The sequence below is a fragment of the Tardiphaga sp. 285_C5_N1_2 genome, assembly GCF_052076065.1.
In the GTDB taxonomy this organism is placed as follows: Bacteria; Pseudomonadota; Alphaproteobacteria; order Rhizobiales; family Xanthobacteraceae; genus Tardiphaga; species Tardiphaga robiniae.
The window spans coordinates 4871231-4886111 of record NZ_CP197241.1; the positions used below are offsets into that span (position 1 = coordinate 4871231).

Annotated in this window: 12 protein-coding genes; 8 read left to right on the forward strand and 4 right to left on the reverse strand. The window is 62.8% G+C overall.

The genetic code is table 11. The annotated features are described in order from the left end of the window. Positions 1 to 62 precede the first annotated feature (62 nt). Positions 63 to 908, forward strand: coding sequence for a DUF1499 domain-containing protein (locus tag AB7951_RS23070; RefSeq protein ID WP_439062224.1), 846 nt, complete (start codon positions 63 to 65; stop codon positions 906 to 908). 25 nt (positions 909 to 933) lie between these two features. Here the strand turns inward: AB7951_RS23070 and AB7951_RS23075 are convergent, their stop codons facing one another. Beyond that, positions 934 to 2175, reverse strand: a complete 1242-nt coding sequence (locus AB7951_RS23075) for a PLP-dependent aminotransferase family protein (RefSeq protein ID WP_439062223.1) — start codon at positions 2173 to 2175, stop codon at positions 934 to 936. 154 nt (positions 2176 to 2329) lie between these two features. Here AB7951_RS23075 and AB7951_RS23080 point away from each other — a divergent pair, with 154 nt between their 5' ends. The 4 genes from AB7951_RS23080 to AB7951_RS23095 all read left to right on the forward strand — a co-directional run bounded on the left by AB7951_RS23080 (position 2330) and on the right by AB7951_RS23095 (position 7942). Continuing rightward, positions 2330 to 4057: a cation:proton antiporter gene (locus tag AB7951_RS23080; protein ID WP_439062222.1), complete on the forward strand. Its 1728-nt coding sequence runs from the start codon at positions 2330 to 2332 to the stop codon at positions 4055 to 4057. A gap of 273 nt (positions 4058 to 4330) precedes the next feature. Continuing rightward, on the forward strand, positions 4331 to 5422 hold the full coding sequence (gene ribB, locus AB7951_RS23085; RefSeq protein WP_089263618.1) for a 3,4-dihydroxy-2-butanone-4-phosphate synthase: 1092 nt from the start codon (positions 4331 to 4333) through the stop codon (positions 5420 to 5422). Between the two features lie 109 nt (positions 5423 to 5531). After that, positions 5532 to 6746, forward strand: a complete 1215-nt coding sequence (locus AB7951_RS23090) for an acyl-CoA dehydrogenase (RefSeq protein ID WP_089262117.1) — start codon at positions 5532 to 5534, stop codon at positions 6744 to 6746. A gap of 260 nt (positions 6747 to 7006) precedes the next feature. Continuing rightward, entirely contained in the window at positions 7007 to 7942 is a 936-nt protein-coding gene (locus tag AB7951_RS23095; protein ID WP_439062221.1) for an MBL fold metallo-hydrolase, read from the forward strand. Positions 7943 to 8157: 215 nt separating this feature from the next. Here AB7951_RS23095 and AB7951_RS23100 read toward each other — a convergent pair whose 3' ends face one another. After that, positions 8158 to 9309: a lactonase family protein gene (locus AB7951_RS23100; protein WP_439062220.1), complete on the reverse strand. Its 1152-nt coding sequence runs from the start codon at positions 9307 to 9309 to the stop codon at positions 8158 to 8160. Between the two features lie 92 nt (positions 9310 to 9401). Then, on the reverse strand, positions 9402 to 11702 hold the full coding sequence (locus AB7951_RS23105) for a TonB-dependent receptor domain-containing protein (protein ID WP_439066634.1): 2301 nt from the start codon (positions 11700 to 11702) through the stop codon (positions 9402 to 9404). A gap of 96 nt (positions 11703 to 11798) precedes the next feature. On the opposite strand from AB7951_RS23105, the gene nikR reads away from it, so the two are divergent. Continuing rightward, the gene (gene nikR / locus AB7951_RS23110; protein WP_120288477.1) at positions 11799 to 12239 is read left to right on the forward strand and encodes a nickel-responsive transcriptional regulator NikR; all 441 of its coding nucleotides are present in this window, start codon (positions 11799 to 11801) and stop codon (positions 12237 to 12239) included. 208 nt (positions 12240 to 12447) lie between these two features. Here nikR and AB7951_RS23115 read toward each other — a convergent pair whose 3' ends face one another. Further along, on the reverse strand, positions 12448 to 13266 hold the full coding sequence (locus AB7951_RS23115) for an aldo/keto reductase (RefSeq protein WP_120288476.1): 819 nt from the start codon (positions 13264 to 13266) through the stop codon (positions 12448 to 12450). Positions 13267 to 13391: 125 nt separating this feature from the next. Between AB7951_RS23115 and AB7951_RS23120 the strand changes: the two genes are divergently transcribed. Both AB7951_RS23120 and AB7951_RS23125 read left to right on the forward strand, forming a co-directional pair. Next, complete coding sequence (locus tag AB7951_RS23120) at positions 13392 to 13517, forward strand: hypothetical protein (RefSeq protein ID WP_256461202.1); 126 nt, start codon at positions 13392 to 13394, stop codon at positions 13515 to 13517. A 109-nt stretch (positions 13518 to 13626) separates the two neighbouring features. Next, on the forward strand, positions 13627 to 14877 hold the full coding sequence (locus tag AB7951_RS23125) for a sarcosine oxidase subunit beta family protein (protein ID WP_439062219.1): 1251 nt from the start codon (positions 13627 to 13629) through the stop codon (positions 14875 to 14877). The last annotated feature ends 4 nt before the right edge of the window (positions 14878 to 14881 follow it).

Here is a 14881-nt window from a genome sequence, read left to right on the forward strand (position 1 = left end):
CACCCTATTCGGAATCCGGCGCTATCAGCGCCTTCGCAAGCTCAATCCGGCAGAAATTCCCCATGGCACGCAGGTTTTCGGCCGCTTACCAGTCGGAGCCAGTATCTAGCCTGGCGCTGTGGGCGCGGCGCCTCGCGGTTTTCGCCGCCATTGCCGCCATCACCTCGATCATCATCGTCCGCTTCGGGTTCCTCGAAGTGAAACCGGCGCTGATGACCTTCTTCGGCGCGTTGGGATTCGCCGGCCTGTCGATCCTGGTGGCGCTCGCCGGCTTTGCCGCGATCTGGCAGAACGGCTCGCGCGGCATGAGCGTGATCATGGTGGCGCTGATGCTCGACGTCGTGATCCTGGCGTATCCCGGCTACCTTGCGTACCAGTATCGCAAGCTGCCGAAGATCCACGACATCACCACCGACCCCGTCGACCCGCCGCGCTTCGAGGCGCTGGCGCGGCTGCGGACCGGCGACGGCACCAATTCAGCGGTCTATTCCGGCCTCTACTCCGCGGAGCAGCAGCGCACGGCCTATCCGGATATCGAGCCGGTGGAGCTGGAGGTGCCCGTGCAACGCGCTTATGATGTGACGCGCGCTTTGGTCGAAAAGCGCAAGTGGATCGTCATCGACGAGCGTCCGCCGCAGCCGCCGCGCCGCATTGGCCGCATCGAGGCGGTGGCGCGCACCCCTATCATGGGTTTTCGCGAGGACGTCTCGATCCGTTTCACCCCCGACGGCGAAGGCTCGCGCGTCGATATCCGCTCGTCGTCACGCTATTTCGAAGGCGATCTCGGCAGCAACGCCGCGCGCATCACCAAGCTGATCGACGACATCAACACCGCCGTCGACAGCGCGCCGGCGCCGAAGAAGGCAGCGACGCCGGCGAAGGCTGCGGCAAAGGGCGCGAAGAAGTAGGCTCCCGCCCCTCCGCGACAAGCTCTCACCCCCGCGCGCGTTTCTCCACATTCGCGATCCGCTCTGGCACGCCGAACTCCTGCCGGCAGACATCAGCGAGGACCGCGATCCCTTCGCGGATTTCGTCATGCGTGGGGCTGGCAAAGCAGATGCGAATGTGGCTGTGCGCATAGGCCTTGTCGACAGACCATTCCGGGCCGGGATTGATCGACACGCCGGCCTTGAGCGCGGCCTGATAGAGCTTCATCGCATCGACATTGGCGGGCAGTTTCACCCACAGAAAGATGCCACCTTTGGGTTCGTCGAATTCCGCCGCCGTGCCGAACTGCTCGTTGAGCGCGTCCATCAGCGTCTCCAGCTTGGCGCGTAGTCCGCGCGTCGCCTTCGGCACATGGGTGGCGAAATGCGGCACGCAATATTCGGCGAGGACCATCTGCTCCAGTGCGCCTGAGCCGGCATCGGTCTTCAGCGCCAGCATGCGCGACATGATTTCCCAGGGCGCGACGATGTAACCGACGCGAAGCGCAGGCGCGATCGACTTGGAGAACGAGCCGATATGGATCACGCTGCCGCTTGTATCCATCGCGTGGAGCGCCGGCGGCCGCTCGCCGTTCCAGATCAGGTCGGCATAGCAATCGTCCTCGAAGATGGGGACGCCATATCTGGCAGACAGCGCCAGCAGCTCGCGGCGACGGCTTTCCGGCATGATGGTGGCGGTCGGGTTCTGCACGGTCGGGATCGTATAGATATATTTCGGCCGGATGCCCTTCGCCTTCAGATCTTCCAATGCTGAGGCTAGCGCGTCCATCCGCATGCCGTCGTCATCCAAGGGGATGCCGACGATATTGACGCCGAGACGGGTGAGCCGGTTGATGGAGCCTTGATAGCAGTCGCGCTCGATGATGACGGTGTCGCCCTTGGCCAGCAGGCTGTGATTGACGAGATCGAGCGCCTGCAGCGAGCCGGAGACGACCAGGATGTCATCGGCGCTGCAATCGATGCTCGCATCGCGCTTCAGCTTGGTAGCAATGAAATCCCGCAGCGGCAGATAGCCCTGCGGACCGCCCGCCAGACCGTAGGTTGCCAGCGTGCGTCCCTCGCGCAGCATGACGGCATTGGCGGCAGCAGTCAGGCCCTCCACCGGCACCTGGTCCATATCGTTGTTCCCGCCGACAAAGCTGTATTTGGCGAGACCGGTCCATTTTGCCGCAGCCGCGGGCAGGCCCGGAGGCAGCAATGGCGCGTAGTCGAACCGTGCAGTGGTCATGAACGTCGTCTCCCTGAAGCTTTTTATGATGAAGGCTGCCTCGTTGGACCGCCCCCCGCGTGTATCGCGCGCCGAATGCCGGATATTACCCCTTTGCCCTCACGCGGCGCACCATTAGAGTGCCGCCGAAATGTAAGGCTTTTCCGGCAGGGGCATGCACGACTTAATCCGCGATATCACGCTGTGTATCCTGTTTGCGTGGGGCATCGGGCTGATTGCGCATTTCACCCGTCAGCCGTTGATTCTTGCTTATCTGATTGCCGGCTTCATCATTGGGCCATTCGGCATCGGCTGGGTCAAGTCGGACGAATCCATCAGCACGATCTCCGAACTCGGCCTGATCTTCATGCTGTTCATGATCGGTCTCGAGATCGACCTGAAGAAAATCATCCGCGCCGGCAAGGTCATCCTGTTCGCCGCGGGCGGCCAGTTGATCGCAGGCTGCGTGCTCGGCGCGGCCTTCTTCATGGCGCTCGGGCTCAAGCTCGGCGGCGGCGGATTCGATGCGCTGTATCTCAGCGTCGCCTGCGCACTGTCCTCGACAGTGGTCATCGTCAAGGTGCTGTATGAGAAGCGCGAACTCGACACGCTACCCGGCCGTATCACGCTCGGCATCCTGGTGCTGCAGGATATCTTCGCGATTCTGTTTCTCGCGGTGCAGCCGAGCCTCGCCGATTTGCAGGTCAGCGTCATCGCCCTGTCGATTGCTCGTGTCGGCGTGCTGGTCGCCACTGCGCTGATCCTGAGCCGCTATGTGCTGCCGGCGCTGTTCCACCAGATCGCGCGACGGCCGGAGCTGGTGCTGCTGGGCGCGCTGGCCTGGTGCTTCCTGATCGGCGAGATCGCCGAACGGCTGCATCTGTCGCGCGAGATGGGCTCGCTGGTGGCCGGCGTATCGCTGTCGACCTTCCCCTATGCGCTGGACGTCACTGCCAAGGTGACGACGCTGCGCGACTTCTTCATCACGCTGTTCTTCGTCGCCGTCGGCATGACGATCCCGATCCCGAACGGCGCGACCATCGGCCTTGCACTGATCATCGCCGTGTTCACCGTGATCAGCCGCATGCTCACGACCTTCACGCCGCTGTATCTGATGAAGCAGGGCCTGCGCGCCAGCCTGCTGCCGGCGCTCAATCTGGCGCAGATCAGCGAATTCTCGCTGGTGGTGCTCCAAACCGGAATTGCCGCCGGCCATATCACCACGCAGACCTCCAGCGCGGCGTCCTTCGCCTTCGTGATCCTGGCAGTGCTCTCCACCTTCGCGATGATGCGCAGCGACCAGATCACGCGCCTCTTGATCGGCCCAATGAAGCGCATCGGGCTGCGCGACCTCGATCACGGCCAGGGCCGCGAGGGCGATCATGCCGAGGGCCATGGCGACGCCCGCCGCATCGTCATTCTCGGCTTCTTCCGCACCGCGTCCGCCCTGCTCGCCGAGATCGAGCGCCAGAACGCGTCGCTGCTCGACCAGATCAGCGTCGTCGACTTCAATCCCAACGTCTTCCGCACTTTGGTCGGGCGCGGCCAGCACGTGATCTATGGCGACATCAGCAATGTCGACACGCTGGTCCATGCCGGCGTCGGCAAGGCCGAGATCATCATCCTCAGCGTGCCGGACTCGCTCCTGAAGGGCGCGAATAACGAGAAACTGGTCCGCCATGTCCGCTCGATCAACCCGAGTGCCAAGATCATCTCCACGGCGGACGTGCTCAGCGACGTGAGCGATATTTACGCGGCCGGCGCCGACTACGTCACCGTGCCCCGGCTCAGCGACGCCCATGCGCTGTATGAGGTGATCGAAGCCGCCGATCAGGGCCTGCTGGACGCCAAACGCGCCGAAATGGACGCGCAGCTGGCGGAGCGAAGGGAAGTGCTGCCTTGACCTCTCCCCGCTTGCGGGGAGAGGTCGCCGCGTCTTCGCGGCGGGTGAGGGGGACTTTCCATCCACTCATCAGTTCGTGGAACGTCCCCCTCATCCGACCCGATCATGCTTCGCAAGCTCGGGCCACCTTCTCCCCGCAAGCGGGGAGAAGGCAAACTCCCCATTCCGCACTGCGAACCCGCATACCGCCCCCCATTTCCGCGGGTTGCACCGCCCCCCGCTCTGCGCCATATGGACTTCACACAGAGCAAGAGTGCATCCGAGGCGAATTTTATGGCCGACCCGATTTCAGACGTTCTGCAAGCCTTTGCCGCCGGCGAAATGGTCGTGGTGACCGACGATGACGACCGCGAGGGCGAAGGCGACCTCATCGTCGCCGCGTCGTTCTGTACCGCCGAGAAGATGGCCTTCATCATCCGGCACACCTCCGGCATCGTCTGCGCGCCGATCACCACCGAGGATGCGCGCCGGTTGCGGCTCGATCCGATGGTCGTCAACAACGATAGCAACCACACCACCGCCTTTACCGTCTCCATCGACTACAAGCCCGATGGCGGTACCGGTATTTCAGCCGATGAGCGCGCCTCCTGCTGCCGCGCACTGGCCAATCCGAATGCCGGCGCCAATGACTTCGCCCGTCCCGGTCATATCTTCCCGCTGATCGCGCGCGAGGGTGGCGTGCTGATGCGCTCCGGCCATACCGAAGCCGCCGTCGATCTCTGCAAGCTGGCCAATCTCGCGCCCGTCGGCGTCATCAGCGAATTGATGAACGACGATGGTTCGGTGATGAAGGGCCAGCAGGTCGTCGACTTTGCGGCCAAGCACAAGCTCAAGCATGTCACGATCGCTGACATGATCGCCTATCGTCAGGCCCGCGAGAAGCTGATCGAGCGCGTCTCGACCTTCACCACCGACAGTCCGATCGGCCCGCTGCACGGCTATTCCTATCGCTCGCCGTTCGATCCGATCCACCATGTTGCCTTCGTTTACGGCAGCGTCGGCGACGGCAAGAACGTGCTGACGCGCTTCCACAAGCCGAACATCGTGCGCGACGTGTTCTTCGGCCCGGCCAAGATGCAGCCCGTGCTGGAACGCTTCAAAAAGAACGGCAGCGGCGTGCTGGTCTATCTGCGCGATGGCGCCGCGGGCGTGCCCGTCGAGCCGCTCGATGCGCCGAAGTCGGCGGAAGCCGACCGCAACCGGCAGTGGCGTGAAATCGGCGTCGGTGCACAGATCCTGCGCGATCTCGGCGTCACCTCGATCCGCCACCTGACCTCGTCGACCCATGACTACAAGGGCCTGTCGGGTTTCGGCATCGAGATCGCCTGCAACGAACAGCTTGATGGCGATAGTTCAAAGACCTAAACTGCAAGCTTCCGCATCCGCGCAATCTGCCTGAGGCAACGCGTGGTTTTGCGACCAGAACACGCGCAGCCAATGCGCATTACTCAGCCATGATGTGAAAGGGATTTCGATGAGCGTTGCCCCCAAGGCAAAGGACAAGCCGGCCGCTGCAAGTTTCCAGTGGGACGATGCGTTCCTGCTCGATGACCAGCTCACCGAAGACGAGCGCATGATCCGCGACACCGCGCGCGCTTACGCCCAGGACAAGCTGCTGCCGCGCGTCAACGACGCTTATCTCAATGAGCATACCGATCGCGAAATCTTCAACGAGATGGGCGAGCTCGGCCTGATCGGCATCACGCTGCCGGAAGACTATGGCTGCGCCAATGCCAGCTATGTCGCCTACGGGCTCGTCGCCCGCGAAATCGAGCGCGTCGACTCGGGCTACCGCTCGATGAACTCGGTGCAGTCGTCGCTGGTGATGTATCCGATCTATGCTTACGGCGACGAGAACCAGCGCAAGAAGTACCTGCCCAAGCTCGCCACCGGCGAGTGGGTCGGCTGCTTCGGCCTCACCGAGCCCGATGCCGGCTCCGATCCCGGCGGCATGAAGACCCGCGCCGAGAAGGTGTCGGACGGCTACAAGCTCTCGGGCTCCAAGATGTGGATCTCGAACGCCCCGATCGCCGACGTGTTCGTGGTCTGGGCGAAGTCCGCCGCACATGACAACCAGATCCGCGGCTTCATCCTCGAGAAAGGCATGAAGGGCCTCACGGCACCGAAGATTGGCGGCAAGCTTTCGCTGCGCGCTTCGATCACCGGCGAAATCGTCATGGACGGCGTGATCGTGCCGGAAGAGAATCTGCTGCCCAACGTGTCGGGCCTCAAGGGTCCGTTCGGCTGCCTCAACCGCGCCCGCTACGGCATCTCCTGGGGTGTGCTCGGCGCCGCCGAGGACTGCATGGCCCGCGCCCGCCAGTACACGCTGGACCGTAAGCAGTTCAATCGCCCGCTCGCGGCCACCCAGCTGGTGCAGAAGAAGCTCGCCGACATGCTGACCGAAATCTCGCTGGGCTTGCAGGGCTCGCTCCGTGTCGGCCGCCTGATGGACGAAGGCAATTTCCATCCGGACATGATCTCGGTGGTCAAGCGCAACAATTGCGGCAAGTCGCTGGATATCGCCCGCATGGCCCGCGACATGCACGGCGGCAACGGCATCCAGGCCGAATACCATGTGATGCGCCACGCGCAGAACCTGGAGACCGTGAACACCTATGAGGGCACGCATGACGTCCACGCGCTGATCCTCGGCCGCGCCATCACGGGCATCCAGGCGTTCGGTTAAGCGTCTACGCTTCAGGTTTCAAAGCTTCGAATGCCCGGCCTTGTGCCGGGCATTTTTCGTTTGAAGGCGCAGAGCTCTCATTTGTCGTGCCCGGGCTTGACCCGGGCACCCATCTTTGGATCTAGCAAGGCAAGATGGATGGCCGGGTCAAGCCCGGCCATGACGGAGTGTTGCATATCAGCCGCGACCCGCCGCCGTTTGCTTTCCCCGCTCCCCTTGCTAGTCATCACAGGCGAAGAACACCCTGGGAAGGATCGACCATGAGCGACAAGGATAACGGCGCCAACGACGACGTTCCGTTCAATCGCGATTATCCGCTCAAGCCGGGCGTCGTCGATCAGGTCCGCCCAAACGTGCGCCGGGTTCTCTGCAACAACCCCTCGCCTTTCACCTTTACCGGAACCAACAGCTATATCGTCGGCACCGGCAAGGTCGCGATCATCGATCCCGGCCCGGCCAATGACGCCCATCTGCAGGCGCTGCTCGATGCCGTGAAGGGCGAGACCGTGACGCATATTTTCGTCACCCACACCCATAGCGACCATTCACCGAACACTGCAGCACTCAAGGCTGCCACCGGCGCCACGGTCTATGCCGAAGGTCCACACCGCGCCTCGCGGCCCCGCTTCGAGAGTGAGAAACATTCGCCGGAATCCGGCGCCGACCGCGACTTCAAGCCGGACGTGCTGGTGGCCGATGGCGACGTGATCGAAGGCGACAGCTGGGCGCTGGAAGGCGTGGCGACGCCGGGCCATACCGCCAACCACATGGCCTTTGCCTGGCGCGAGAAGAAGTATTTGTTTGTCGCCGATCACGTGATGGGCTGGTCGACCTCCATCGTCGCGCCGCCCGATGGCTCGATGATCGACTACATGGCCTCGCTCGATAAACTCGCCGCGCGCGATGAGGACCTGTATTTCTCCGGCCACGGCCCGGACATTCCCGACGCGCAGCGCTATGTCCGCTTTCTCATTCGCCACCGCCGCGCCCGCGAAGCCTCGATCCTGCATCGCCTCGGCAAGGGCGAGGCGGATATCCCGACCATCGTCCGCGCAATCTATATCGGCCTCGATCCCCGCCTGACCAACGCCGCCGGCTATTCCGTGCTGGCGCATCTGGAAGATCTCGTCGCCCGCGGCCTGGTGCTGACGGACGGCGACCCGGTCATCAGTGGGAGTTATCGGATGGCGTCTTAACCTCTCCCCGCATTGCGGGGAGAGGTCGCCGCGTCTTCGCGGCGGGTGAGGGGCAGCGCACACACTCACAACAATCAAGCGACGATTGGATCGCGCCGACACGAGAGAAAAGCTCTGCGGCATCGACGTGCCCACGCCCCTCACCCCACCCCTCTCCCCGCATTGCGGAGAGAGGGAGCGAGAGGACGGTGCGTCGGCTCGAAGTGAGACAGTCCTTACGGCAGATTCACGATCTCGACCCAGTTCGGATTCTTGCCCACGGGTGTTTCGCTCAGCTTGGTCAGGCTGCCCGTCGCCTTGTCGATGGCATAGGTCGTCATGCTGTTCGATAGCTGCCCGACCACCAGCAGATAGCGTCCTGACGGATCGATATTGAAGCCGCGCGGCTGCTTCTCCGTCGCGGTGGAGCCAAGCGATGTCAGCGCGCCGGTTTTGGGATCGACACGGAACGCAGCGATCGTGTTGCTGGTGCGCTCCGACGCATAGAGAAACTTGCCGTCGGGTGTCAGATGGATATCCGCCGCCCAGGGCTTGCCGTCGAATCCCTTCGGCAGCGCGGAGGCGACCTGCGTTTCCTTCTTCAATGTGCCGGTGGCAGCGTCCCACGGAAATACATAGATCGCCGCATCGAGCTCGTTGAGCAGATAGACGAACTTCTTGTCAGGCGAGAACACCAGATGGCGTGGGCCACCTTTCGCCTTCACGCTCACGGTCGGCGGATCGTTCGGCGTCAGCTTTCCGGCCCTGGCATCGAATTTCTGCTGATAGATCACATCGCCGCCGAGGCTCGTATGCAGCACATAGCGATTGGTGGGATCGACGATGATGCAGTGCGCGTTCGGTTCGGTGGCGACGACCTGCTGCGCCGCTGCGATCACGCCATTCGGCCCGATGGCGTTCACCGTCACCTTGTTGCCGCCATAGGAGGCGCTCAGCAGAAATCGCCCGGTGCGATCAACCGCGATATAGGCCATGGAATCGGCCAGTGGCCCGGGGCCAACAAGTTTCAATTTGCCGGTTTTGGCATCGATATCGAAGGTCACCGCCGTGTAGGGCTCGTTGCGGAGGCCAGCATAGAGCCGGTGCTTCTCGGGGCTGATGGCCAGCGGCAGCGAGCCGCCGGGCTTTGCCGGCCCCGGCACCGCCACGGTGTCGATCGCAGCGAGACTGCCATTCGCCTTCAATTCGAGAATACTAATGTTCTGGCTGTCGGCATTGCCGACATAGACGTAAGTGGCGGCGCTGGCCGATGACATGATGAACCCTGTTGCTAACGGGAGCGACACGATCGCCAGCAGCGCCTTCAAACCGGCGCTGGCACGCGTGAATGGCCAACGGCGCGAAACGGAACGAACCCGTGCGAGCATCAACACCTCCCTGCCTCTTTTCATTGGGAGGGATGATGCTACCGCCTTTTCGAATAGGCAAGCTGCGCTGCGGCAAAGTCAGAACCGCGAGATCAGAACCGGCCGGCCACCGTCACCCGCAGTGCCAGCGGCTCGACCGGATGCAGCACGCGATCCATGATGCCGGTCTGACACACCGCGGCAGGTGCCGTCGGCGCGCCGCCGCCGCCCGGGAAGCACATGGCGAACAGCGAATCCGATTTCAGCAGCGAGCCATAGGCATAGGTGATCTGGTCCGACTTGCTATCGAGAATGTTGAAGGCATCGAGCTGGATGCGCCAGCCATTATCGAAGCGGTAACCAACCTGCCCGTTGAGCAGACCCGTGGCTGGCGAGATGAAGGCCGCGTCTTCAGTCAGCGGACGCGGGCCGAAATAACGATAGCGCAAGGCGCCAAACCAGCCGGTCGCCTCGCCCAGCCTGATGCCAGCCGAGGCGATCATGTTGGGCGCGCCGGGAATGAAATTGCCGGGCGCGTTGCCGATCTGCGAGGCTGGATAGCCATCCAGCTCCGCATAGGCCGCCGCCCGATCGGCATTGCTGCCGCGGAAGCGCGCGCGGGTCATTGCGAGATCGGCTTCAAGACTCAACCATGACGTGGGCTTGTAGTCGTTGGTCCATTCGAAGCCGACGCGGCGGCTGGGACGACTCGCTTCAGTGTCACCAGCATCACCGACGAACAGGATCTCGGAGGCGGAATCCAGCATGAAGAGCGCGATCGAGCTGGTCAGCCCTGGAATGAGCCTGGTGCGCAATCCAATCTCCGCGCCCTTTGTCTTGACCAGGAACGGCGAGCTATCGACCGGCGATCCGTCGCTCGGCGATTCCTTGATGGTCACACCGCGCGCATCGTTGCTGTGAAAACCCTCGCCGGCATTCAGGAACAGTTCGGTCCTGGCGAAAGGACCGAGCACGAGACCTGCCTTGGGGCTGCCGATGGTCGCCGTGGCGCTGCCGGAGTTCACCGGATTGAAGAACGAATTGACCGTGGTGTCGTAATAGTCGCCGCGCCAGCCGATATTGGTGCGCAGCCAGTCGGTCCAGAAGGTAGTGTTCTGCACGAACACGCCGACGCTACCCTCCTTCACGCCATCGTTGCGCGTGGTGGAGAGATATAGCCGCTGAATGGTGTTGCCGAGACTGACATTGATATCGTCGTAGCGGCTCTGGATGCCGACCTCGGTTTCGTTGCGGAAGCCTGCGATACTGTACTTGAATGTATGCGAGGCATTGATGCCGCCGAGCACGCGGTCGTCATATTGGTGAAACTGGTCGCCATTGACGGGATCGCTCAGGAAGAACGTGAAGTTGTTCCACAGATTGAGCTTGCTCTTGATGACGTAGAAATCGAGTTTGGTTGCGCTGTCGAGATCGGTTTGCCGGAGACGGCCGGACAGCGAGAAACGCTCCGAATTGCCGCCATCGCTGGGATCGAGCGCGCCATAGCGGCCGATCTCGCCGGAAGTGATTGCGCGCAGCGGCACCTGATCGGTGGAATTCCACTTGTTGCCATAGGCCATACCGGTCAGCGACAAACCGTTGTCGGCGGTGCCCTGGCTGTAGCGGATCACGCCATTGAGCTTCTGGAGCTTGTCGGGATTGTCCCACGGGCCGTTATAGATATTGGCCTCAGCGGCCACCAGCAGCGTGCCTTCGCCGACTTTGCCCGACGTCACGCCAAAGGCCCGGTTGTAACCGAAACTTCCTGATGTGATCGACGCCATGGTGCGCGCGACGCTGTCGATCAGGCTGACATGGATCGCACCCACGGACGAGAAGTCGCCTTCATCGGCGAAATACGGTCCCTTGCGGACGTTGACTGAATTGATCAGCTCGGGGATCAGAAAATTTGTATCGGCATAGCCCTGGCCGTGACCATGGGTGCGCATGTTCACCGGCATGCCGTCGATGGAGATCGCCAGATCCGTGCCGTGATCAAGATTCACGCCGCGCAGGAAATACTGGTTGGCTTTGCCCTCGCCCGAATGCTGGGTGACGATCAGGCCGGGCGCGACTTCCAGCGCTTCGGCGGGACGCGACAGAGGACGTGCATTGATCTCGGTGCCGCTGATATTCTTCTCGCTGGCAGAGGCGACCAGCGCCTGCGCTGCACTGGCGCCGGGCGCCGCCGTGCCTGCGCCGACATTTCCTGCCGTGGGCGGAGCTGCGCGACGCGCGACCGGACGACTCGCCTCGGTCCCGCTGCGCGGCACACGTGGCTTGGCTGTATGCCGCGGCGGGGCCTCGACTTCGACCGGGGACAACACCGTCGCCGGCTGCGCGGCTGAGGGCGTGACGGCTGCAAGCAACGAAGCCAGGGCGATTCCGGCCGATGAAAAGAGAGAGCGATGCATCGGTCAGTCGGCCGGGCTATGCTGGGTTCAACCGGAACACACTGACATGCCAAGTATGACAAAGTCAAAGATTCGTCATACTATTTGAGAGGACCGATGCAGCGCATTACGATCACGCTCGATGACGACCTGATGGAAGAGCTGGATGCGATGATCGCCGAACACGGCTATCAGAACCGCTCCGAAGCGATCCGCGATTTCGCCAGGGCCGGCATGCAGCAGGCGACACAAGAGAAGGGCAAGACCGGCGAATGCGTCGCCGCCCTGGTCTATGTCTATGATCACGCCCAGCGCGACCTGTCACGCCGTCTGGTCGACACCTATCACCATCACCACGACCTCTCGCTGGCGACGCTGCATGTGCATCTCGACGGCGACAACTGCATGGAAGTCACGGCGCTGCGTGGCTCGGGCAGCGAGGTGCAGCATTTCGCCGATCACATCATCGCGGAGCGCGGCGTGAAATATGGCCGCGTGGTGATGATGCCGACGGGGAAGAAGGCGGAAGGGAAGAAGAAGGGGCACAGTCACGGGTGATGGGGGGCTTCCTTCCCCTCTCCCCCAGCGCGGCGAAGCAGCGCGCAGCGGGAGAGGGTGGATCGAACCGCGCAGCGGTTCGAGACGGGAGAGGGAGCGCCACAGGCTCCGTACGTTGTGGCGCCCCTCTCCCGCCTTCGCTTCGCTCAGGCACCCTCTCCCCCCGCGAAGCTGCGCTTCGCATGGGGGAGAGGGGAAGCAAGAAAGATCAATCCCAATCCGGCGCGAAGCCCGGATTGACCAGCCGCTGCGTCTTCGGTAGCGCCGCGATCGCCTTGCGGTCGTCGTCGTCCAGCGTGACCTTCAGCGCATCGAGATTGGCCTGCTGACTTTCCTTGCGCGACGCCTTGGGGATCGCCGCGACGCCATCCTGATCGAGCAGCCATTTCAATGCGACCTGCGCCGCTGACACGCCGTGCTTGGCGGCGATCTTTTTCATCACATCGTTGTCGGCCAGCCGGCCCTGACCGAGCGGGCAATAGGCCACCAGCGGGATCGACTTCGACCGCAGATAGGTCAGCAGCTTCGTCTGGTCGAGCAGCGCGTGATATTCAACCTGGTTGCAGGCAACCGGCGCGCCGATCTCCTCCACCGCCTGCTTCATCAGCTTGACCGGAAAATTCGCGACGCCGATGGCGCGGACGCGGCCCTCATCCTTCAGCTTCAGCAGCGTCTCGAAGATCGCCGGCAGGTTCATGCCCTTCGAGGGCCAGTGCACCAGATAGAGATCGATGACATCGAGACCGAGTTTCTTCATGCTGGTGTCGAAGGCGCGCCTGATGGCATCCGGCGCGAGATTCTCGTGCCAGACCTTGGTGGTGACATGCAGATCCCTCCGCGCGATACCCGAAGCCTTGATGCCGGCGCCGACTTCGGCCTCGTTGCCATACATTTCGGCGGTGTCGATGTGGCGATAACCGAGGCCGATGGCGCTTTCCACGCCGGCGACGCAGCCGTCGCCCGTGAGCTTGAATGTGCCGAGGCCGAGCTTCGGCACTGAAATGCCCTGCGTGTTCAGATTGTCCATGTCACTTCCTCAAGCATGTCAATTCTTCAATATGGCGAAACCGTCCGAGACGACGGCGCCTGAAGTGTTTGATACGGTGGCAGCCTGCAACGATAAACTCAAATCACCGGGAGAGTTTCAGCACCATGGAAAAGGCATTACGCGGATGGCTCGACTCCCACGGCCTGCTGGCCATCACTGCGGCCGTGCTCGGGGTCATCAGCCTGCTGGCCATGATCCTGGTGGTGGGCGGCTTCTGGCTGGCGCGCTAAACGACATCACCTCACGATGTCGCTGATGGGCTTCTGAATGTCGCTCATGGACTGGTGCCGATCCCCGAAATACGCGACACTCCGGGCCTGATCGCCACCCGGATTTTCCATGCGCTATTCGCTGACGTCGCTGCTCAAGCAGACCCTCACCGGCCACAAAGGCTGGACGCCGCAATGGCGCGATGCTGCGCCGAAGCCCGAATACGACTTCATCATCGTCGGCGGCGGCGGGCATGGGCTGGCGACGGCCTATTATCTCGCCAAGGAATACGGCCTCAAAAATATCGCCGTACTGGAAAAGGGCTGGATCGGGTCAGGCAATATCGGCCGCAACACCACCATCATCCGTTCCAACTATCTGCTGTCGGAAAACATCTCGCTCTATGAGCTGTCGCTGAAACTGTGGGAAGGCCTCGAGCAGGACTTCAATTACAACGCCATGGTCAGCCAGCGCGGCGTGTTGAACCTGTATCATTCCGACGGCCAGCGCGATGCCTATGCGCGGCGCGGCAACATGATGCGGCTCAACGGCGCCGATTCCGAACTGCTGGACCGCGAGGGCGTGCGCAAACTCTATCCGTTCCTGAATTTCGATGCGGCGCGCTTTCCGATCCAGGGCGGGCTCTTGCAGAAGCGCGGCGGCACTGTGCGCCATGATGCGGTAGCGTGGGGCTATGCCCGCGGCGCCAGCGATCGCGGCGTCGACGTGATCCAGAATTGCGAGGTCACGGGGATCGATATTGTCGATGGTCGCGCGGTGGGCGTGCAGACCTCGCGCGGCGCAATCAAGGCGAAGAAAATCGGCATTGCTGTCGCCGGATCGTCGTCGCGCGTCGCGGCGATGGCGGGGATGCGGCTGCCGATCGAGAGCCACGTGCTGCAGGCCTTTGTCTCCGAAGGGTTGAAGCCGATCATTCCCGGCGTCATCACTTTCGGCGCCGGGCACTTTTACATCAGCCAGTCCGACAAGGGCGGCCTGGTGTTCGGCGGCGATATCGACGGCTACAACTCCTATGCCCAGCGCGGCAATCTGCCTGTCGTCGAGGACGTCTGCGAAGGCGGCATGGCGCTGATGCCGGCGATCGGCCGCGCGCGGATGCTGCGCAACTGGGGCGGCCTCGTCGACATGTCGATGGACGGTTCGCCGATCATCGACCGCACCCACGTCAAAGGGCTCTATCTCAATGCCGGCTGGTGCTATGGCGGCTTCAAGGCGACGCCGGGCTCGGGCTTCGTCTTCGCGCATCTGCTGGCGAAGGACGAACCGCACCCTGCCGCCAATCGCCTGCTGCTGGACCGGTTTCGCTCAGGCCACATCGTCGACGAAAAGGGCCAGGGCGCCCAACCGAACCTGCACTGAGGCC

Bases quoted from the DNA above. Each gene is read 5' to 3' on its own strand.
- AB7951_RS23075 (WP_439062223.1), bottom strand. From the start codon at position 2,175: ATGACCACTGCACGGTTCGACTACGCGCCATTGCTGCCTCCGGGCCTG.
- AB7951_RS23115 (WP_120288476.1), bottom strand. From the start codon at position 13,266: ATGGACAATCTGAACACGCAGGGCATTTCAGTGCCGAAGCTCGGCCTC.
- AB7951_RS23120 (WP_256461202.1), top strand. From the start codon at position 13,392: ATGGAAAAGGCATTACGCGGATGGCTCGACTCCCACGGCCTGCTGGCC.
- AB7951_RS23090 (WP_089262117.1), top strand. From the start codon at position 5,532: ATGAGCGTTGCCCCCAAGGCAAAGGACAAGCCGGCCGCTGCAAGTTTC.
- AB7951_RS23070 (WP_439062224.1), top strand. From the start codon at position 63: ATGGCACGCAGGTTTTCGGCCGCTTACCAGTCGGAGCCAGTATCTAGC.
- AB7951_RS23125 (WP_439062219.1), top strand. From the start codon at position 13,627: ATGCGCTATTCGCTGACGTCGCTGCTCAAGCAGACCCTCACCGGCCAC.
- ribB (WP_089263618.1), top strand. From the start codon at position 4,331: ATGGCCGACCCGATTTCAGACGTTCTGCAAGCCTTTGCCGCCGGCGAA.
- AB7951_RS23100 (WP_439062220.1), bottom strand. From the start codon at position 9,309: ATGCTCGCACGGGTTCGTTCCGTTTCGCGCCGTTGGCCATTCACGCGT.
- nikR (WP_120288477.1), top strand. From the start codon at position 11,799: ATGCAGCGCATTACGATCACGCTCGATGACGACCTGATGGAAGAGCTG.
- AB7951_RS23095 (WP_439062221.1), top strand. From the start codon at position 7,007: ATGAGCGACAAGGATAACGGCGCCAACGACGACGTTCCGTTCAATCGC.
- AB7951_RS23080 (WP_439062222.1), top strand. From the start codon at position 2,330: ATGCACGACTTAATCCGCGATATCACGCTGTGTATCCTGTTTGCGTGG.
- AB7951_RS23105 (WP_439066634.1), bottom strand. From the start codon at position 11,702: ATGCATCGCTCTCTCTTTTCATCGGCCGGAATCGCCCTGGCTTCGTTG.